Raw genomic sequence first — 18,686 nt, forward strand, 5'->3', positions numbered from 1 at the left:
TGCCTGGCGTTTGGCCTTCGCCGCCGAGCCCAATGTGCAAATGAGGGCAATGTGGGAGGGGGCTTGCCCTAATGCCAGTCAGTTAAGAAGGAACACTATCACTGTGGCAAGCCCGCTCGCCACAGGTTACCGGTTGCTCGTTCTAGCGCTTAACTGACTGGCATTGGGGCTTGCCCCCGATAGCAGTGTGTCAGCCCCAGATGCACTAGGCGATATGCCGCCATCGGGGCAAGCCCATCCCACATTTTGATCTGTGATGGTTTTGATATTTTAGTTATTAATAAATAGCTTCTTATTCCTTAACGAATATAAACCCCGTCCCTATACTGTCCAGCAACGTTAAACGCTGCAGGAGGGCACACCCATGCACAGCGAGTCGATTCGTTATCTGATCGTGCCGGGCTGGCAAGGATCGCCAGAAGATCATTGGCAAACCCATTGGCAGAACAGCTTGCCCAACAGCGCACGGGTGGAGCAGGCCGATTGGCTGACGCCGCGTCGTGAGGATTGGGTGGCGGCACTGGCCGAGGCCATCGCTGCCGATAGCACGCCGGTCATCCTGATCGCCCATAGCCTGGGTTGCATCACGGTGGCCCACTGGGCTGCCACTGCTCCCGTGCAGTTCTTGCGGCAGGTACGCGGCGCATTGCTGGTGGCTCCAGCGGATGTCGAGCGCCCGGCGTGTGCCCCCGCACTGCGCAATTTCGCACCGATCCCCACCGAGTTGCTGCCATTCCCCAGCCAAGTGGTCAGCTCCGACAACGACAGTGCTGTCAGCGCCCCTCGGGCCCTGGAGCTCGCCCGTCACTGGGGCGCCGAAGCCGGCATCCTGTCGGGTGCCGGCCATATCAATGTGAAGTCGGGTCACCAGCGCTGGGAGCAGGGGTTCGCCTACCTCTACCGCCTGCAAAACCGCCTCGAGCACCATGCTCGACGCAGCGCCTAATATTTTTCAACGCCCCGTCCCTGAGTGGATTGGGGCGGGAGCCTGCCATGAGCCTGCATGAAACCTACGGCCAGCCACTGCTGACCTTCCCCGATGCCGAGAAAAGCCCGCTGAGCATTCGCGCTAAAGCGTTGGTATTTGTCGACCCGCGTTCGCGGCAACTGCGCGAAGCGCTGGAGAGCCTCGCCCCGCGGGCCTTGCCCGTGTTGATTCGTGGTGAGACGGGCAGCGGTAAAGAACTGCTGGCGCGACATATCCACCGTGGCAGTGACCGCACGGGTTTATTTGTCTCGGTCAATTGCGGCGCGATCAGCCCCACTTACGCGGATGCCGAGTTGTTCGGCTATGCCGCCGGCAGTCATAGCGGCGCGGCGAGCAGCCGTGCTGGCTGGTTTGGGTCGGCCAATGGCGGCACCTTGTACCTGGATGAAATCGGCGACTTGCCGCTGCCGATCCAGGTGAAATTGCTCGCGGCCCTGGAGAACCACGAAGTCACGCGGGTGGGCGCGCACCAGCCAAGCCCTGTGGATGTGCGCCTGGTTGCGGCCACCAGCATTGACCTGGCCCAGGCCGTGGCCGCCGGCAAGTTTCACGAGCGCCTGTTTCACTACCTGAGCGAAGGCCAACTGGATTTGCCGGCCTTGCGCGAGCGGGTCGGCGACATCCTGTCCCTGGCCGAATATTTCCTCGGTATCTACAGCCAGCGCCTGGACCTGCCGGTGCCGTTGATCAGTGACGAGGCCCAGCGCGTGCTGGAGCACCACAGCTGGCCGGGCAATACCCGTGAGTTGGAAAACGTCATTCACTTTGCGTTGCTGGTCAGCAGCGGTGATGAAATTTTACCCGAGCATCTGAACCTGCCCGCAGCCGGCTCGCCGTTGGAGCAGGTGCAGCGGATTTTCGCGAGCGCCAGCCCTGCCGAGCGCGAAACGTTGAGGAAATTCCTACATGAACAAAATGGAATATCAACGTGAATAAAAGATATTGTTCGGGAATAAAAAATCTAGGTATTGTCCCTTCCACGCCGCGATGGCATATCGCTGGCCACTCACAAAAAAAACGGTCGTCAGAGACGCCCCGGAATTTCGATAAGGACACTGCATGAAAAAGGTTCTGTTGTTTACCGCACTGGCGGCTGCCCTGACTGCAAGCTTGGCCCAAGCCAACGAGAAACTGGTGGTAGCCGCCACGCCGATCCCGCACGCCGAGATCCTTGAACTGGTCAAACCGACCCTGGCCAAAGAAGGCGTGGACCTGGAGATCAAAGTCTTCACCGACTACGTGCAACCGAACGTGCAAGTGGCCGAGAAACGCCTGGACGCCAACTACTTCCAGACCCTGCCGTACCTGGAGAACTTCAACAAGGGCAAGGGCACCAACCTGGTCACTGTGGTCGGTGTGCACGTTGAGCCCATCGGTGGTTACTCGAAAAAGATCAAGAATGTTTCTGAGCTCAAGGAGGGTGCCACCGTGGCCATCCCGAACGAAGGCTCCAACAGTGGTCGTGCCCTGTTGCTGCTTCAGAAGAATGGTCTGATTACGCTGAAAGACCCGAAAAACGCCTTGTCCACGCCGAAAGACATCGCCAGCAACCCGAAGAACCTGAAGTTCAAGGAACTGGAATCGGCCCTGCTGCCACGCGTGCTGGACCAGGTTGACCTTGACGTGATCAACACCAACTACGCCCTGGAAGCCGGCCTGAACCCAGCCAAAGACGCGCTGATCATCGAAGACGCCAAGTCGCCGTACGTGAACTTCCTGGTGGCTCGCCCAGACAACAAGGACAGCGACGCTATCCAGAAACTGGCCAAGGCGTTGACCAGCCCGGAAGTCAAAGCCTTCATCGACAAGAAGTACAACGGCGCCGTGGTGCCTGCGTTCTGATGTAACTCAAAACCCCCTTCAAGGTTTGAACGCCGACGGCTGTTACAGCGTCGGCGTTTTTTTATGGCTGGAGTTTGGAATGCAATCCACCTGTGGGAGGGGGCTTGCTCCCGATAGCTGTAGGTCAGTCACAGATGCACTGACTGAACCACTGCTATCGGGAGCAGGCCCCACATTTGATCTTCATCTCACAGTGCACCTTCAGCGCGTTACAGATCGCGGCTATTGATCGCCCTGCGCAACGCCACCAACCACTTCACCAGCTCCTGCGGATCAATCGGTTTTGCTTCGTTCATCGTTCATGCCCTCGAAACACAGACCCCGCAACCATAGCTGCGACCTGCCCAACCCGCGAATCCGGCGGTTAGTTTTTTGGGTGATATCAATATGCTATTTGGGTATTTAAATTTTACTTTTTATACCTTTAAAGTTCGCGCTACCCGACGTTACCCACGTTGGATTGGACGGCGCTCGCCGCATTACCCTTGCGGCGTCATGGACTCAAGATGACCTTCGATTTCGCTTTTATCCTCAGCACCCTGCCGGCGTTTCTCAAGGCCGTGGGCGTGACGCTGCAAGTGGGCTTGATCGCCATCGCAACGTCCTTGCTGGTCGCACTGATCAACGCGGCATTGCTGGTGTTTCGTACCCCGTATCTGTCGCGCCTGGTGGCGTTGTATGTAGAGCTGGCGCGTAACACGCCGCTGCTGATCCAACTGTTCTTTGTCTACTTCGCACTGCCTGCCCTGGGCTTCAATATCTCCGGCTACTGGGCGGCGATCATCACCATGACCTTCCTGGGCGGCGCCTACCTCACCGAGGTGCTGCGCGCCGGTGTGGAGGCGGTGCCGCTGGCGCAGATCGAATCGGGCAAGTCCATCGGCCTGTCCGACTGGCAACTGCTGCGCCATGTGATCCTGCCCCAGGCCGGCATCCTCAGCCTGCCGGCGTTGTTCGCCAATTTCATTTTTCTGCTCAAGGAAACCACTGTGGTCTCCGCGGTGGCGGTGCCGGAGATTCTCTACACCACCAAGAGCTATATCGCCCTCTACTACAAAACTTACGAAATGCTCGCCGTGCTGACACTGATTTGCGTGTTGTTGTTTTTGCCGCTGTCGCTGCTGCTCAGCCGTCTGGAAAGGAGGCTCCAGCATGGCCAGTTCGGGTCTTGAGTTGTTATGGGTGTCGTTGCCGCAACTGGGCAAGGGCGCTGCACAAACCCTGTCGATTTCATTCTTGAGCATCGCTTTCAGCACGGTGGGCGGCGTCTTGTACGGCGTGCTACGCACCTTGGATAACCGCGCGGTCAACCTGGTGCTGCGGGTCTACCTGGAGTTGTTCCGGGCGATTCCGGTGCTGGTGTGGTTGTACCTGCTGTTTTTCGGCTTGCCGATCTTTTTTGGCTTGAGCCTGCCGAGCTTCTGGTGCGCGGTGCTGGTGCTGTCGCTGTGGGGTGCCAGTGAGGTGGGTGAAGTGGTGCGTGGTGCGCTGCATTCGCTGCCTCGTGGCCAGCGCGAGGCCGGTTTGTCCATCGGCTTGTCCGACCCGCAGTTGTACGGCTACGTGCTGCTGCCACAGGCCCTCAAGCGCATGACCCCGCCGACCATCAACGTCTACACGCGCATCATCAAGACCAGCTCCCTGGCGGTGCTGATCGGGGTGGTGGATGTGATCAAGGTGGGCCAGCAAATCATCGAGCGCACCTACGAGTCGGTGTTGATCTACGGCGTGCTGTTCCTGTTTTTCTTCTTTATCTGCTACCCGTTGTCGGCCGCCTCCAAGGTGCTGGAACGGCGCTGGGCCCAAGCATGAACGCATTGATCGAGTTCCAGGGTTTCAATAAGTTTTTCGGCGAGCAGCAGGTGCTCAAGGGCATCGACCTGCGTGTGCAAAGCGGCGAAGTGGTGGTGATCCTCGGCCCCAGCGGTTGTGGCAAAAGCACCTTGCTGCGTTGCCTCAACGGCTTGGAAGTGGCGCACAGCGGCAGCCTGCGCTTTGCCGGTAAGGAACTGCTGGCCCCATCCACAGACTGGCGCCAAGTGCGTCAGGACGTGGGCATGGTGTTCCAGAGTTATCACCTGTTCCCGCACATGAGCGTGCTCGACAACATTCTGCTTGGCCCGTTGAAAGTGCAGAAGCGCAACCCTCGTGAGGCGCGTGAGCAGGCGGAAAAACTGCTGGAACGTGTGGGCCTGGCCGACAAGCGCGACGCCTTCCCGCGCCAGCTTTCCGGTGGCCAGCAGCAACGCATCGCCATCGTCCGTTCGTTGTGCATGAACCCGCAGGTCATGCTGTTTGACGAAGTCACCGCCGCCCTCGACCCGGAGATGGTCAAGGAGGTGCTGGAAGTCATCCAGGACCTGGCCCGCGATGGCATGACCCTGCTGATCGTCACCCACGAAATGGCCTTCGCCCGCGCCGTCGCCGACCGCGTGGTTTTTATGGAGGCCGGTCGCATCCTCGAACACAACACCCCCGAGGCATTCTTTACGAACCCGCAAACCGCACGCGCGCAGCAGTTCCTGGAGAAGTTCTCCTTTGTCTCAACACTGCCCAAGAAAACCAAGGAATTGGAGCTGATATGAAAAAGTTACTGCTGCCACTGTTTGCCGTCGCCTTGCTGGCCGGCTGTGATAAGAAGGCCGAAGAGCCGGTAAAACCTGCGGCTGTCAGCTATATAGACAAAATCAAAGCACGGGACAAGCTGATCGTCGGCGTGTTCACCGACAAACCGCCGTTCGGCTTCGTCAACGAAGCCGGCCGCTACGTCGGTTTCGATACCGACATCGGCCGCCAATTCGCCAAGGACCTGTTGGGCGACGAAAACAAGGTTGAATTCGTTGCCGTGGAACCGGCCAGCCGTATCCCGTTCCTGCAAAGCGACAAGGTGGATTTGATCCTCGCCAACATGACCGTGACGCCTGAGCGCAAGGACGCGGTGGACTTCACCAACCCCAACCTGAAAGTCGCGGTGCAGGCGTTAGTGCCTAACGACAGTGCGGTGAAGAGCCTGGACGACCTGGCCACCGGCACCACTATCGTCACTACTGGCACCACGGCTGATATCTGGCTGACCAAGAACCACCCGGATTGGAAACTGCTCAAGTTCGAGAAAAACTCCGAGTCGCTGCAAGCGCTGTCGGCCGGCCGTGGCGACGCCTACGCACAGGACAACCTGGTGCTGTTCAGCTGGGCCAAGCAGAACCCGGGCTACCGCGTGCTGGAACAGAAGCTGGGTGATGAAGCTCCGATAGCCCCGGCGGTGAAGAAGGGCAATATCGAACTGCGCGATTGGGTCAATGCCGAGTTGGCGAAGTTGGGTGAGGAGAAGTTCCTGCTCAAGCTGTACGACCAGTATGTGCGTAAAGAACTGAGCGATGACACCCCGCCGGAAAGTGTGATTGTCGAAGGAGGTAAGTGGCAAGGCTGATACCGTCATCGGGAGCAAGCCCCCTCCCACAGTTGGAGCGCATTCCAAGTGTGGGAGGGGGCTTGCTCCCGATGAGGCCAGTAAAGGCAGCGCCTATTGCGGCCAATGCCAGGCCGGTGCATCCAGAATCCCTTGCCCCACGATCCGCGTTTCCCCCAGCACCTTCTCCAGCACAATCGAATGACACCCTTGATCCTGCTGCAACGCCGCAATCAAGCGGCTGGCGTGGGACACCACCCAGACCTGGCAATGTTGTGAAGCCTGGATAATCAAGCGCGCCAACGCCGGCAGCAAATCCGGGTGCAGGCTGGTTTCCGGTTCGTTCAGCACCATCATGGTCGGCGGCCGTGGCGTCAGCAGCGCGGCGATCAACAGCAGGTAGCGCAAGGTGCCATCCGACAATTCCGCCGCCGACAAGGGGCGCAGCAAACCTTCCTGATAAAACTCAATGGCAAAGCGCCCGCCCTGCAACGGCTCGATATGCAGACGCGCGCCAGGGAACGCGTCGCTCACTGCGTGCTGCAGCGCTTCGGCGTCGCCTACTTCCCGAATCGTTTGCAACGCTGCCGCCAAGTCTCGACCGTCGTGATGCAACACCGGCGTGCGCGTGCCGAGTTGCGGTTGGCGTACCGGCGCATCCACATCGCTGCGAAAGTGATCATAAAAACGCCAGCCACGGATGCTTTCGCGCAGCAGTAAAACTTCCGGCGAACCGCGCAGGTTACCCACCTGATCGAACAGGCTGTGATAGTTGGGCGTGTGCTGGGCCAGCACATCCCAGGCGCGGCCGTCACGTGCCCGCACCATCGGCCCGGAGCGCTGTACCAGCAGGCTGGCCGGGCGGTAGAGGGGACCCGCCCAGATACATTCCTTTTTGATCTCTGGGTCCAGTTTGAATTCGCTGCCGGGAACCGGAATGGGCATTCCCAGGGAAATGGCATAGCTGAAGTCCTCTCCGGCAAAGCCCAGGCGCAAGCGTTTGACGCCTTGGGCCACGACGGGCTCCACCGCTACCTCGCCGCTGTGCATGCGCCGGCTGACGGTTTCCGGCCCGGCCCAGAAGGTCGAATCCAGCCCGCCTTCACGAGCCAGCGCGTTGACCACCCCGCCTTGGGCGGTTTCCGCCAGCAGGCGCAGGGCCCGATACAGGTTGGACTTGCCGCTGCCATTAGGCCCGGTGATCAGGTTCAACCGGTCCAGGGGCACTACCAATTTATTGATCGAGCGGTAATTGGCCACCGCGAGGGTCTTGAGCATGGGTATTTTTTCGGCGTGGGAACCATTGGAGTATGGGAGCCTCCATGCAGATAAGGAACCCTGTTCTAAGCTCACAGTCGCATACACTCTGGCAAGTCGGCATCACGCAAAAGGAGCCTGCATGGGCGGTCGCATTTTCACTTGTTTTTTCGGGCTTGGCCTATTGGCGCTGCTGAGCGGTTGCGGTCAGGACAAGGCCGAACCCAAGGCCCACTCACGGGTGTTTGTGCAATCCGTGCAGCCTGCGGATTTTGCTGCGGCCGTCACGCTGACGGGTGATATCCAGGCCCGTGTGCAAACCGATTTGTCCTTCCGTGTGGGCGGCAAGATCATCCAGCGCACGGTGGACGTAGGCGACCGCGTGACCGCCAAGCAAGTGCTGGCCAAGCTCGACCCCAAGGATTTGCAGACTAACGTCGACTCTGCCCAGGCCCAAGTCGTGGCCGAGCAGGCGCGGGTCAAGCAGACCGCCGCCGCCTTCGTGCGCCAGGAAAAACTGCTGCCCAAGGGCTACACCAGCCGCAGCGAATATGATGCCGCCCAGGCTGCGCTGCGTAGCAGTCAAAGCGCGCTGGTCGCCGCGCAAGCCCAACTGGCCAACGCCCGTGAACAACTGGGCTACACCTCGTTGATCGCGGATGCGCCGGGTGTGATTACCGCGCGCCAGGCCGAAGTCGGCCAAGTGGTGCAGGCTACCGTGCCGATTTTCAGCCTGGCCGCCGATGGCGAGCGCGATGCGGTGTTCAACGTCTATGAGTCCTTATTGGTGGAACCGCCGCCCGACATGCCGATTACCGTCAGCCTATTGGATAACCCGAGCATCAAGGCCGTGGGCAAAGTGCGTGAGGTCACACCTGCCGTGGCGGCCAATACCGGCACCGTCCAAGTGAAAATCGCCCTGCAATCCCTGCCCAAGGGCATGCAATTGGGTTCGGTGGTGAGCGCCACCGCCAATGGCCCGGCCAAGGCCAGTATCGAGCTGCCCTGGTCGGCGCTCACCAAGGACTTCAACGAGCCCGCCGTGTGGCTGATCGATGGCGACGGCAAGGCGCAACTGCACAAGGTCACGGTGGCGCGTTACCTCACCGGCAAGGTGATCATTGGCGATGGCCTCAAAGGTGGCGAAAAAGTCGTGGTGGCCGGCGGGCAATTGCTGCACCCCGGCATGACCGTCGAGATCGCCCAGCAAGGAGCCCAGCCATGAAGCGCCTGACGGCCATGCTCGCCGCCAGCCTGTTGCTGGTGGCCTGCTCCAAGGAAGAGCCGCCGCCCGAGCCGGTGCGTCCGGTGTTGTCGATGCAAGTGAAAGCCGAAGACCAGGAAAACCTCGGTCGCTTCGCCGGCACCATCCAGGCCCGCTACGAAAGCAATCTGGGCTTTCGCGTACCCGGCCGTATTGCTCGGCGTGCCGTGGATGTGGGCGCCGAAGTGGAGAAGGGCGCCTTGCTCGCCGTACTCGACCCCACCGATCAGCAGAACCAATTGCGTGCTGCACAAGGCGACCTCGCACGCGTCCAGGCGCAACTCATCAACGCCCAAGCCAGCGCCCGGCGTCAGCAGCAATTGTTCAACCGTGGCGTCGGCGCCCAGGCCCAGCTGGATGTGGCCCAGACTGACCTGAAGACCACCCAGGCGTCCCTCGATCAGGCCAAGGCTTCGGTCAATCAGGCCAAAGACCAACTCAACTACGCCGAACTGCGCACCGACCAAGCCGGCATCGTCACGGCCTGGAATGCCGAGGCCGGCCAGGTGGTCAGTGCCGGCCAGCAGGTGGTCACCCTGGCGCGCCCGGACATCAAGGAGGCCGTGATCGACCTGCCCGCGGGCCTCGCTGAGCGCCTGCCCACCGATGTGGTGTTCCTGGTCGCCGGGCAACTCGACCCCAGCGTGCACACCACCGCCATCGTGCGCGAGATCGAGCCCCAGGCCCAAAGCGCCACGCGCACCCGCCGCGCCCGCTTGACGTTGGCCGGCACGCCTGCTGCGTTTCGCCTCGGCACCGCCATCAGCGTGACCCTGAGCACGGCCATCGCTGCGCGCATCGAAGTGCCCGTGAGTGCCTTGCAGGCCATCGACGGCAAGACCCGCATCTGGCTGCTCGACACCCAGAGCCAGACGGTGCAGCCGCGCGACGTCACGGTGATCAGCCGTGATGCCGGCAGTGCCTTGCTCAATGGCGGCGTCCAACCCGGCGAACACATTGTCATCGCTGGCGTAAACAGCCTGAAACCTGGGCAAAAAGTCAAAATCGACGAGGACAGCCCACGATGAAAGGGAGCTTCAACTTATCCGACTGGGCTCTCAAGCATCAGTCCTTCGTCTGGTACCTGATGTTCGTCGCGCTGCTGATGGGCGTGTTCTCGTACATGAACCTGGGGCGCGAGGAAGACCCCTCGTTCACCATCAAGACCATGGTGATCCAGACCCGCTGGCCCGGTGCGACCCAGGAAGAAACCCTCAAGCAGGTGACCGACCGCATCGAGAAAAAACTCGAGGAACTCGACTCCCTCGACTACGTAAAAAGCTATACCCGGCCGGGTGAGTCCACGGTGTTCGTGTTCCTCAAGGACACCACCAGCGCCAAGGCCATTCCCGAAATCTGGTACCAGGTACGCAAGAAGATCGACGACATTCGCGGCGACTTCCCCCAGGGCTTGCAGGGGCCGGGTTTCAACGATGAGTTCGGTGACGTATTCGGTTCGGTGTACGCCTTCACCGGCGACGGCCTGTCGATGCGCCAACTGCGCGACTATGTGGAGCAGGTGCGCGCCGAGATCCGTTCGGTGCCGGGCCTGGGCAAGGTCGAGATGATCGGCCAACAGGACGAAGTGATTTACCTGAACTTCTCCACGCGCAAGCTGGCGGCCCTGGGGATTGACCAGCGCCAAGTCGTGCAAAGCCTGCAGTCGCAGAACGCCGTGACGCCTGCCGGGGTGATCGAGGCCGGGCCGGAGCGGATTTCTGTGCGCACTTCCGGGCAGTTTGCCTCGGAGAAGGACCTGGCCAACGTCAACCTGCGGCTCAACGATCGCTTCTATCGCTTGGCGGACATTGCCGACATCAGCCGTGGCTACGTGGACCCGGCGCGGCCGATGTTCCGGTTTGACGGCAAGCCGGCCATCGGCCTGGCTATCGCCATGCAGAAGGGCGGCAATATCCAGTCGTTCGGCAAGGCCCTGCACACACGCATGGACGAGTTGACCGCCGACCTGCCGGTGGGCGTTGGCGTGCACAAAGTTTCCGACCAAGCCGAAGTGGTCCAAGAGGCCGTCGGCGGCTTTACCAGCGCGCTGTTCGAGGCCGTCGTCATCGTACTGGTGGTGAGTTTTATCAGCCTCGGCATGCGCGCCGGGCTGGTGGTGGCGTGCTCGATTCCGTTGGTGCTGGCGCTGGTGTTCGTGTTCATGGAATACAGCGGCATCACCATGCAGCGCGTGTCCCTGGGCGCGTTGATCATCGCCCTCGGCCTATTGGTGGACGATGCGATGATCACCGTGGAGATGATGATCACGCGCCTGGAAAAAGGCGAGACCAAGGAACAAGCGGCGACTTACGCCTATACCTCCACGGCGTTTCCGATGCTCACCGGTACGCTGGTGACCGTCGCCGGGTTCGTGCCCATCGGCCTCAATGCCAGCTCGGCGGGTGAGTACACCTTCACCCTGTTCGCGGTGATTGCCGTGGCCATGCTGGTGTCGTGGGGGGTGGCGGTGCTGTTTGCGCCAGTGATTGGCGTGCACATCCTCAGCGCCAATGTGAAGCCGCATAACGCCGAACCCGGGCGCATTGGTCGTGCCTTCAACGGCGGCATGCTCTGGGCCATGCGCAACCGCTGGTGGGCCATCGGCATCACGGTGGGGCTGTTTGCGGCCTCGGTGTTCTCCATGCAGTTTGTGCAGAACCAGTTTTTCCCGTCCTCGGACCGGCCGGAAATTCTCGTCGACCTCAACCTGCCGCAGAACGCCTCGATCAACGAGACCCGCAAGGCCGTCGACCGCCTCGAAGCGATCATCAAGGATGACCCGGACATCGCCCGTTGGAGCACCTATATCGGCCAGGGCGCGATTCGTTTCTACCTGCCCCTCGACCAGCAACTGGAAAACCCCTACTACGCGCAGCTCGTCATCGTGAGCAAGGGCCTCAAAGAGCGTGGCGCCTTGATTGCGAGGCTGCAAAAGCACCTGCGCGATGACTTCGTCGGCATCGGCAGCTATGTGCAGCCGCTGGAAATGGGCCCGCCGGTGGGGCGGCCGATTCAGTACCGAGTGTCTGGTAAAGACATCGACCAAGTGCGCAAGCACGCCATCGAACTGGCGACCTTGCTGGACCAGAACACCCACTTGGGCGAGATCATCTATGACTGGAACGAGCCGGGCAAAGTGCTGCGCGTGGACATCGCCCAGGACAAGGCGCGGCAGTTGGGGTTGTCGTCGGAAGACGTGGCGCAGTTGATGAACAGCGTGGTCAGCGGCGCTTCGGTGACCCAGGTGCACGACGATATTTACCTGATCAACGTGGTCGGTCGCGCTGAAGACGCCGAGCGCGGTACGCCGGAAACCTTGCAGAACCTGCAGATCGTCACGCCCAACGGCACCTCGATTCCGCTGCTGGCGTTTGCGACGGTGCGTTATGAGCTGGAGCAGCCGTTGGTCTGGCGTCGCGACCGTAAGCCCACCATCACCATCAAGGCGTCGGTGCGCGATGAGATGCAACCGACCGATCTGGTCAAGCAGCTGGCACCGACCATTGAGACGTTCAGCGCCGGCTTGCCGGTGGGCTACAAAGTTGCCACGGGCGGCACCGTGGAAGAGAGCGGCAAGGCCCAAGGGCCTATCGCCAAAGTGGTGCCGTTGATGCTGTTCTTGATGGCGACGTTCCTGATGATCCAGTTGCACAGCGTGCAGAAGATGTTCCTGGTGGCGAGTGTCGCGCCGCTGGGGTTGATCGGCGTGGTGCTGGCGTTGATTCCTACGGGCACCCCCATGGGGTTTGTGGCGATCCTCGGCATTCTCGCGCTGATCGGCATCATCATCCGCAACTCGGTGATCCTGGTGACGCAGATCGACGCGTACGAGCAGGACGGCTACACGCCGTGGGATGCGGTGGTGGAAGCCACCGAGCACCGACGCCGGCCGATCCTGCTCACGGCCGCTGCCGCAAGCCTGGGCATGATCCCGATTGCGCGAGAAGTATTCTGGGGGCCGATGGCGTACGCGATGATCGGCGGGATCATCATTGCCACCTTGCTGACGCTGCTGTTCCTGCCGGCGCTGTATGTGGCCTGGTACAAGATTCGCGAGCCGAAAAAAGAACAGGGCTGATCCTTGGTGCCTTCCTGCAAGGATGTGGGAAGGCTCCCGAAAACACTTTCCATGCAGTCGCCTGGGGATAAGTGTTTTACCCTCCGGACTTGATTCCATTTGGAAGGCCCGCGTCATGCGCCATCTATGGCTAGTTTGTAGCCTCCTGCTGTCTCCGCTGGCCTGTGCCGGCACCGTGCTGGAAAACGCCCTGTGGCGTATCGAGCTTGACCCGGCCACGTTGGCGTTGCGCGTCACGCCGGCCGGCAGAACCTCGGTGCAGGCTTCCAGCGGGGTGGCGGCACAGGCCGTCAATGACCTGCAAGCCGATGCTGAACAGGCCACTTGGCAATGGGACAGCGGCGCTTATCGCCTGAGCGCCCGCCTTGAGGAACGCGACCTGTCGTTGGCGATCAGCGCCCGCGGACCGGGTGAATTGCCGCTGCTGCGCCAGCCCGCCGCGGCGATGGGCCAGGGCTTGATCTGGCCCTTGGCCGAAGGGCATTACGTTCCTGCCGACAATGCGGTCTGGAAAGCGTTTTTGCTGGAGCAGGGTGAGGTCAACACGACGCAGGACCTCAGCCTGCCGTTATGGGGCGTAGATCACGGCAGCTTCACCTTGAGCTGGCTGCTGACCAATCCTTACCACAACCGCTTGAAATGGTCGGCCGACGGCGAAGGGCTGGCGCTTTCCGTGGCCCATGAATTCACCCGTCTCGAACCTGGGACACCCATGACCTTGCGCCTGCATTTGGGGGACGCCGACCCCTTGGCGGGGGCCAAGCGTTATCGCCAATGGTTGGTAGAGCAGGGACGTTATGAGCCATTGGTAGACAAACTGCGGCAAACACCTGAAGCCGAAAAACTGCTGGGTGCCAGCCACGTCTACCTGTGGGGCAACGACCTGTTGGGGGTTGATGATGTGCGGGACTGGCCGCTCCTGATCAAGACGCTGCGCGGTCACGAACTCAAGGGCTTGCTGGACAAAGAAGCGGCGCAGGTACTGGCTCAAGCCAACGCGCTGGACCGCTATCAAAAGACCGTCCTGCTACGCGGCCTCAACGCCGCCATCAACCAGAAGGCTCGACAAACCTGGCAGGCTACGGATGAGCCGGACATGCTCAAGCTTGCCCAGGGTTATGGCACGCTCCGGCGTGAACTGGCCACCGCGTTTGCCGGCGCCTTGAGTGACCGCCCTGAAACCTGGGGTAGCACCCTGTCGGCCAAGACCGTCAAATCGCTGCAAGACGCCGGGCTCCAGCGTCTGCTGCTGACCCTGGGCGAAGGCTGGGAAGGTGGCCTCTGGCACCCCGAAGCGATTCAGGCGGGCGTTAAAGCCGGTTACCTGATGGCGCCGTACGACTCCTATGAAACCGCGTTATCCACCACCGAAAACCCGGACTGGACCACCGCCCACCTGGGCGCCAAAGCCTATCGTGACTGCGCCATCGTGCTCAAAGACGGCACGCTCAAGACCGGTTTCCAGCAATCGGGCCACTACACCGACCCACGCTGCGTACGGCCGCTGCTGGAGGCGCGAACCCGGGCCGTGCAAGCCAGGGCCGGGTTCAACGCGTGGTTCCTCGATGCCTACGCCACCAGCATGCTCTTCGACAGCTACCGTGACGGCGCCGCCATGACCCAGGCGCAAAACGCCGAAGGCAATATCGACGCTTCCCGCTGGCTCAACCGCGTACTCCAACTGCCGGCGGGTTCCGAAGACGGCAACGCCATTACTGCCCAAGGCATCCTGTTCGCCCACGGCATGCAGACGCCGGTGATCGGCTGGGGTGATCGCCAGATGACCCGGGACAAACAGTCGCCCTATTACGTCGGCAACTGGTACCCGCCTGAGCAACCGGCAGTGTTCTTCAAACCCGTGCCGTTGAAGGAGCCGTTTCGTACGGTGTATTTCGAGCCGACGATGCGTTTGCCGCTGTACCAGGCGGTGTTCCACGGGTCGGTGATTACCACCCACCATTGGCTGTTCGACAGCCTGAAACTGAGCAATGTGCGCGCTGAAAATGAGTTGACCCAATTGCTCTACAACGTGCCGCCGTTGTATCACCTGAGTGCGGCGACGTTGAAGCAGCGCCTGCCGTTGATTCAACGCCAGGATGGCTTTTTCCGGCCATTGCACCAGCGGTTGGCGACCCGGGCCATGACCGATTTTCGTTGGCTGACAGCCGACAAACAGGTGCAGCAGACCACCTTTGCCGATGGCACACGGTTGGTGGCGAATTTTTCCACCCAGGAAAAAACGGGGTATCCAGGGCGCAGTGTGACGGCGCTGGTGGTGGGTGAAAAACCGGTGGTGTATCAGCTTGATTAGCGGTGCGGTTGAGGCCATCGGGAGCAAGCCCGCTCCCACAGTTGAAATGCACTCCCCTGTGGGAGGGGGCTTGCTCCCGATGGCGTCAGACCAGGCAAAAAAAATCTATAGCCTGCGCCACACACTCGCCAACCAAGGCTGTTGCTCCCGAGGCAACCCGGCCGGGCGGTAATAATGTTCCAGCTCCACAAACCCGGCCGCCGTCAGCAGGGCCTGCCACGCTTCCAGGTCGTGATAAGACCCATACCGAGGCCCATTCCAACCTTCCTGGTTCTCACCGCGGGGGTTGGAACTGAACAGCACACCTCCAGGCTTCAACGCGCCATGCAGCTGTTTGAGAATGCGCGGCAGTTCCTGCTTGGGAATATGAAACAGCACCGCATTGGCGAACACCCCATCGAAGCGTTCGGCGGGCAGGTCCAGCTTGAGAAAATCCTGCTGCAACACTTCACAGCCACTGTCTTCTCGAGCCATCTGCGCAAAACGCTCGGAGCCATCCAGGCCCACGGCGATATGCCCCATGCGCGTAAACGTCTGCAAATCCCGCCCTGGCCCGCAGCCGAAATCCAGCACGGTAAACGGCGGCGTGCCCTGGATATGCCGCAGCAGCGCGTCGATGTTCTGGCTCACATCGTGATCGCGGGTGCCTTCACGGAAGTCTTCGGCCACCTTGTTGTAATGGCCCAGGGTGGTGGAGGTGATCTGGTTGAGGTCTTCGGGCTTGAGCGTCATGAGGTGCGGTACCGGGCTGCTTCGATGGCCCGACTATACCTCACCTCTTGTTCAGCACTCGCGCCAGGCGATCGCCACCGAGCTGGATCACCGCCACCAGCACCACCAGCAGCACAATCACCGTCAGCATGATCTGCGTATCGAAGCGCTGGTAGCCATAGCGGTACGCAATATCGCCCAACCCTCCGGCCCCAATCGCCCCGGCCATCGCGGACGAGTTGATCATGGTCACCAAGGTAATAGTGAACCCGCCGACGATACCTGGCAGCGCTTCGGGCAACAGCACGTGCCAGATGATGTGCCAGCGGCGGCAACCCATGGCCTGCGCGGCTTCGATCAGGCCATGGTCGACCTCGCGCAGGCTCACTTCGGCGATGCGGGCAAAGAATGGCGTCGCGGCGATGGTTAGCGGGACGACGGCCGCCCAGACGCCATAGGTAGTGCCGACGATCAGGCGAGTGAACGGGATCAGCGCCACCATCAGGATCAGGAACGGAATGGAGCGGAACAGATTCACGAACGCTCCCAGCACGCGGTTAAGGGCCGGTGCCTGGTAGATACCGCCCTTGTCGCTGGTGACCAAAAACACCGCCAGCGGAATGCCCACCAGCAACGCGATCAGCGACGACACCCCCACCATCAACAAGGTGTCGATGGCGCCTTGTACCAAACGATCAAACCACATAGCCCAGCACCTCCACCTGTTGTGCCCAATTCGCGGCGCGTTTGCGCAGTTCTTCGGCGCTGTGAGGCGAACCACTCACCGCCAGCAACAATTGCCCCAGGGCATGCCCCTGGATGCGTTCCACACCGCCTTGCAGCAAGCGCACACGCCCGCCGAGGGCGCTGAACAGGGCGGCCAGGTCGGGTTCATCGGTGGCGCTGCCGGTCAATTGCAAGCGCAGCACCAACGCCGCGTCGGCCGATGGCGGCGTGGGTAGCAGGCGGTGTTGCAACTCTGGCGCTAGCCCATGTTGCAGCGGCGCCAGCAGGGTCTTGCTGACCGCATGTTGCGGATCGCCAAACACCTGCCACACCGGGCCTTGCTCAACGATGCGCCCCTGCTCCAGCACCACCACGCGGTCGCAGATTTCACGGATCACGGCCATCTCATGGGTGATCAACACGATGGTCAGGCCCAGGCGCTGGTTGATCTCACGCAGCAGGCCGAGGATGGACTGGGTGGTTTCCGGATCAAGGGCCGAGGTGGCCTCGTCGCACAGCAGGATCTGCGGGTCGTGCACCAGCGAGCGGGCGATGCCGACACGTTGTTTCTGCCCCCCGGAAAGCTGCGCCGGATAAGCCTTGTGCTTGTCCTGCAGGCCGACCAGTTCCAGCAGTTCACGTACCTTTTGCTCGCGTTGCGGCTTGGGCACGCCGGCGACTTTCAGCGGCAACTCGACGTTCTGCCACACCGTCTTGGCCGACATCAGGTTGAAGTGCTGGAAGATCATGCCGATGCGCCGACGCAGCGCGACCAGGTGGTCTTCGTCGAACTCACTGATGTCGACCTGATCGATCAGTACGCGCCCGCTGGTGGGTTGTTCCAGACGGTTGATGGTGCGGATCAACGAGGATTTACCGGCGCCGCTGCGACCGATGATGCCGAACACTTCGCCACGTTGGATCGCCAGGTCGATGCCTTGCAGCGCCTGCACGTTGCTGTCGTAGGTCTTGCCCAGGTTGATAAAACGCACGTGGGCGCGGTTCAAGTCCGGGTGCAGTTCGGTCTGCTCGGCATCCCTGGGCGTTGTGCCCAGGTCGCGCAGTTGAGTGTTGGCGGCGGTCATATTCAGCCTTCCCAACCGACTTGGTAGAGCGTGCCGAGGGATTTATCCAGCGCAGCACGTACCACCGGCGAGTGTTGGTAGATGTCGACGAACTTGATCACGCGCGGGTCGTTTTTGCTTTTCGGCTGAATCACGAACTGAATCACGTATTCCGGGTGGTCCAGGCCGTCGAACAGCAGCGCCGACTCGGCATCAAAGGTCTTGGACAGGCGGATGTACGCCGGGTAGCCCTGTACCAGGTCGGCGTCATCGTAGGCGCGCACCAGTTGCACGGCTTCCACTTGCAGGATCTTGATCTTTTTCGGGTTGGCGACGATGTCTTCTTCGGTGGCCTTGTAGCCGACACCCGGCTTGAGCGTGATCAACCCCGCCTTGGCCAGCAGTTGCAGGCCGCGGCCACTGTTGATCGGGTCATTGGCAATCGCCACGCTGGCGCCTTGGGGCAAGTCGCCAAGGCTTTTGTATTTCTTCGAGTACAGCCCGACGTTGTTGATGATGCCCGGCGCATAGGGCACCAGGTCAAAGCCGGCGGCGGCCTTGGCGTTTTCCAGGAACGGAATGTGCTGGAAGTAGTTCACATCGATATCGCCAGCGGCCAGGCTGACGTTGGGGGCGATCCAATCGGTGAATTCCACCAGTTCGACCTTCAGGCCCTGCTTGCCGGCTTCAGCCACGGCGGCCTCAAGGGGAATCGCGAAGGCGGCGGTGGTGCCGATTTTCAGCGGCGTGTCGGCGGCGAATACCGTTGAGCTGAACAAACCGAAGGCCAGGGCCAGTGCTTTGACTGGGTGAGTGAGGCGTGTCTTTTTCATAGTGGTTTTCCAGTCATAAGGTATGGGTACAAACAATGGAGATCCAATGTGGGAGGGGGCTTGCCCCAATGCCAGTCAGTTAAGCGCTAGAAAGAGCAACCGGTAACCTGTGGCGAGCGGGCTTGTCCCGCGTTGGGGCGCGTAGCGCCCCCAAAGAAGGACGAATGCGGTGTATCCGATACCCCGCGCAGATAGCTTTTGGG

General features: G+C 61.1%; 16 protein-coding genes. 11 read left to right on the forward strand and 5 right to left on the reverse strand.

Annotation, left to right across the window (positions count from 1 at the left end; translation table 11 throughout):
• The first annotated feature begins 364 nt into the window (after positions 1 to 364).
• The 7 genes from M5B43_RS26575 to M5B43_RS26605 all read left to right on the forward strand — a co-directional run bounded on the left by M5B43_RS26575 (position 365) and on the right by M5B43_RS26605 (position 6,260).
• Positions 365 to 946, forward strand: a complete 582-nt coding sequence (locus tag M5B43_RS26575; protein ID WP_248752851.1) for an alpha/beta hydrolase — start codon at positions 365 to 367, stop codon at positions 944 to 946.
• Between the two features lie 47 nt (positions 947 to 993).
• Complete coding sequence (locus M5B43_RS26580) at positions 994 to 1,920, forward strand: sigma-54 dependent transcriptional regulator (RefSeq protein WP_248752852.1); 927 nt, start codon at positions 994 to 996, stop codon at positions 1,918 to 1,920.
• A 127-nt stretch (positions 1,921 to 2,047) separates the two neighbouring features.
• Positions 2,048 to 2,830 carry a MetQ/NlpA family ABC transporter substrate-binding protein gene (locus tag M5B43_RS26585; RefSeq protein WP_248752853.1) on the forward strand — a complete coding sequence of 261 codons (783 nt, stop codon included), beginning with the start codon at positions 2,048 to 2,050 and terminating at the stop codon, positions 2,828 to 2,830.
• 506 nt (positions 2,831 to 3,336) lie between these two features.
• Positions 3,337 to 4,002 carry an amino acid ABC transporter permease gene (locus M5B43_RS26590; RefSeq protein WP_248752854.1) on the forward strand — a complete coding sequence of 222 codons (666 nt, stop codon included), beginning with the start codon at positions 3,337 to 3,339 and terminating at the stop codon, positions 4,000 to 4,002.
• Positions 3,983 to 4,642, forward strand: a complete 660-nt coding sequence (locus M5B43_RS26595; RefSeq protein ID WP_248752855.1) for an amino acid ABC transporter permease — start codon at positions 3,983 to 3,985, stop codon at positions 4,640 to 4,642. Before M5B43_RS26590 ends, M5B43_RS26595 begins: the two co-directional genes overlap by 20 nt.
• Positions 4,639 to 5,415, forward strand: a complete 777-nt coding sequence (locus M5B43_RS26600) for an amino acid ABC transporter ATP-binding protein (RefSeq protein ID WP_248752856.1) — start codon at positions 4,639 to 4,641, stop codon at positions 5,413 to 5,415. Before M5B43_RS26595 ends, M5B43_RS26600 begins: the two co-directional genes overlap by 4 nt.
• Complete coding sequence (locus M5B43_RS26605) at positions 5,412 to 6,260, forward strand: transporter substrate-binding domain-containing protein (protein WP_248752857.1); 849 nt, start codon at positions 5,412 to 5,414, stop codon at positions 6,258 to 6,260. Before M5B43_RS26600 ends, M5B43_RS26605 begins: the two co-directional genes overlap by 4 nt.
• 93 nt (positions 6,261 to 6,353) lie before the next feature.
• On the opposite strand, the gene M5B43_RS26610 is transcribed toward M5B43_RS26605, so the two are convergent.
• Positions 6,354 to 7,517, reverse strand: coding sequence for an AAA family ATPase (locus M5B43_RS26610; protein WP_248752858.1), 1,164 nt, complete (start codon positions 7,515 to 7,517; stop codon positions 6,354 to 6,356).
• Positions 7,518 to 7,638: 121 nt separating this feature from the next.
• Here M5B43_RS26610 and M5B43_RS26615 point away from each other — a divergent pair, with 121 nt between their 5' ends.
• From M5B43_RS26615 to M5B43_RS26630, 4 genes are all read left to right on the forward strand, one after another.
• Positions 7,639 to 8,721: an efflux RND transporter periplasmic adaptor subunit gene (locus M5B43_RS26615; protein ID WP_248752859.1), complete on the forward strand. Its 1,083-nt coding sequence runs from the start codon at positions 7,639 to 7,641 to the stop codon at positions 8,719 to 8,721.
• A complete protein-coding gene (locus M5B43_RS26620) occupies positions 8,718 to 9,788 on the forward strand; it encodes an efflux RND transporter periplasmic adaptor subunit (RefSeq protein ID WP_248752860.1) in 1,071 nt (356 codons plus the stop codon). The genes M5B43_RS26615 and M5B43_RS26620 overlap by 4 nt, the downstream gene beginning before the upstream one ends.
• Entirely contained in the window at positions 9,785 to 12,838 is a 3,054-nt protein-coding gene (locus M5B43_RS26625) for an efflux RND transporter permease subunit (protein ID WP_248752861.1), read from the forward strand. Before M5B43_RS26620 ends, M5B43_RS26625 begins: the two co-directional genes overlap by 4 nt.
• 115 nt (positions 12,839 to 12,953) lie before the next feature.
• Positions 12,954 to 15,149: a glycoside hydrolase gene (locus M5B43_RS26630; RefSeq protein ID WP_248752862.1), complete on the forward strand. Its 2,196-nt coding sequence runs from the start codon at positions 12,954 to 12,956 to the stop codon at positions 15,147 to 15,149.
• A gap of 105 nt (positions 15,150 to 15,254) precedes the next feature.
• Here the strand turns inward: M5B43_RS26630 and M5B43_RS26635 are convergent, their stop codons facing one another.
• The 4 genes from M5B43_RS26635 to M5B43_RS26650 are packed head-to-tail and all read right to left on the reverse strand — an operon-like array spanning position 15,255 to position 18,483.
• A complete protein-coding gene (locus M5B43_RS26635; RefSeq protein ID WP_248752863.1) occupies positions 15,255 to 15,881 on the reverse strand; it encodes a class I SAM-dependent methyltransferase in 627 nt (208 codons plus the stop codon).
• Positions 15,882 to 15,921: 40 nt separating this feature from the next.
• Positions 15,922 to 16,566 carry a methionine ABC transporter permease gene (locus tag M5B43_RS26640; RefSeq protein WP_034117212.1) on the reverse strand — a complete coding sequence of 215 codons (645 nt, stop codon included), beginning with the start codon at positions 16,564 to 16,566 and terminating at the stop codon, positions 15,922 to 15,924.
• On the reverse strand, positions 16,556 to 17,671 hold the full coding sequence (locus M5B43_RS26645; RefSeq protein ID WP_248752864.1) for an ATP-binding cassette domain-containing protein: 1,116 nt from the start codon (positions 17,669 to 17,671) through the stop codon (positions 16,556 to 16,558). The genes M5B43_RS26640 and M5B43_RS26645 overlap by 11 nt, the downstream gene beginning before the upstream one ends.
• A gap of 2 nt (positions 17,672 to 17,673) precedes the next feature.
• Positions 17,674 to 18,483 (reverse strand): MetQ/NlpA family ABC transporter substrate-binding protein, encoded by an 810-nt coding sequence (locus M5B43_RS26650; protein WP_248752865.1) that lies wholly within the window; start codon positions 18,481 to 18,483, stop codon positions 17,674 to 17,676.
• Positions 18,484 to 18,686 lie beyond the last annotated feature (203 nt).

Source organism: Pseudomonas sp. MWU15-20650, assembly GCF_023242475.1.
In the GTDB taxonomy this organism is placed as follows: domain Bacteria; phylum Pseudomonadota; class Gammaproteobacteria; order Pseudomonadales; family Pseudomonadaceae; genus Aquipseudomonas.

Excerpts from the sequence above, each read along its gene's own strand:
- M5B43_RS26600 (WP_248752856.1), top strand. The coding sequence starts at position 4,639 with ATGAACGCATTGATCGAGTTCCAGGGTTTCAATAAGTTTTTCGGCGAG.
- M5B43_RS26605 (WP_248752857.1), top strand. The coding sequence starts at position 5,412 with ATGAAAAAGTTACTGCTGCCACTGTTTGCCGTCGCCTTGCTGGCCGGC.
- M5B43_RS26625 (WP_248752861.1), top strand. The coding sequence starts at position 9,785 with ATGAAAGGGAGCTTCAACTTATCCGACTGGGCTCTCAAGCATCAGTCC.
- M5B43_RS26615 (WP_248752859.1), top strand. The coding sequence starts at position 7,639 with ATGGGCGGTCGCATTTTCACTTGTTTTTTCGGGCTTGGCCTATTGGCG.
- M5B43_RS26575 (WP_248752851.1), top strand. The coding sequence starts at position 365 with ATGCACAGCGAGTCGATTCGTTATCTGATCGTGCCGGGCTGGCAAGGA.
- M5B43_RS26595 (WP_248752855.1), top strand. The coding sequence starts at position 3,983 with ATGGCCAGTTCGGGTCTTGAGTTGTTATGGGTGTCGTTGCCGCAACTG.
- M5B43_RS26580 (WP_248752852.1), top strand. The coding sequence starts at position 994 with ATGAGCCTGCATGAAACCTACGGCCAGCCACTGCTGACCTTCCCCGAT.
- M5B43_RS26590 (WP_248752854.1), top strand. The coding sequence starts at position 3,337 with ATGACCTTCGATTTCGCTTTTATCCTCAGCACCCTGCCGGCGTTTCTC.
- M5B43_RS26635 (WP_248752863.1), bottom strand. The coding sequence starts at position 15,881 with ATGACGCTCAAGCCCGAAGACCTCAACCAGATCACCTCCACCACCCTG.
- M5B43_RS26640 (WP_034117212.1), bottom strand. The coding sequence starts at position 16,566 with ATGTGGTTTGATCGTTTGGTACAAGGCGCCATCGACACCTTGTTGATG.
- M5B43_RS26620 (WP_248752860.1), top strand. The coding sequence starts at position 8,718 with ATGAAGCGCCTGACGGCCATGCTCGCCGCCAGCCTGTTGCTGGTGGCC.
- M5B43_RS26630 (WP_248752862.1), top strand. The coding sequence starts at position 12,954 with ATGCGCCATCTATGGCTAGTTTGTAGCCTCCTGCTGTCTCCGCTGGCC.
- M5B43_RS26610 (WP_248752858.1), bottom strand. The coding sequence starts at position 7,517 with ATGCTCAAGACCCTCGCGGTGGCCAATTACCGCTCGATCAATAAATTG.
- M5B43_RS26650 (WP_248752865.1), bottom strand. The coding sequence starts at position 18,483 with ATGAAAAAGACACGCCTCACTCACCCAGTCAAAGCACTGGCCCTGGCC.
- M5B43_RS26645 (WP_248752864.1), bottom strand. The coding sequence starts at position 17,671 with ATGACCGCCGCCAACACTCAACTGCGCGACCTGGGCACAACGCCCAGG.
- M5B43_RS26585 (WP_248752853.1), top strand. The coding sequence starts at position 2,048 with ATGAAAAAGGTTCTGTTGTTTACCGCACTGGCGGCTGCCCTGACTGCA.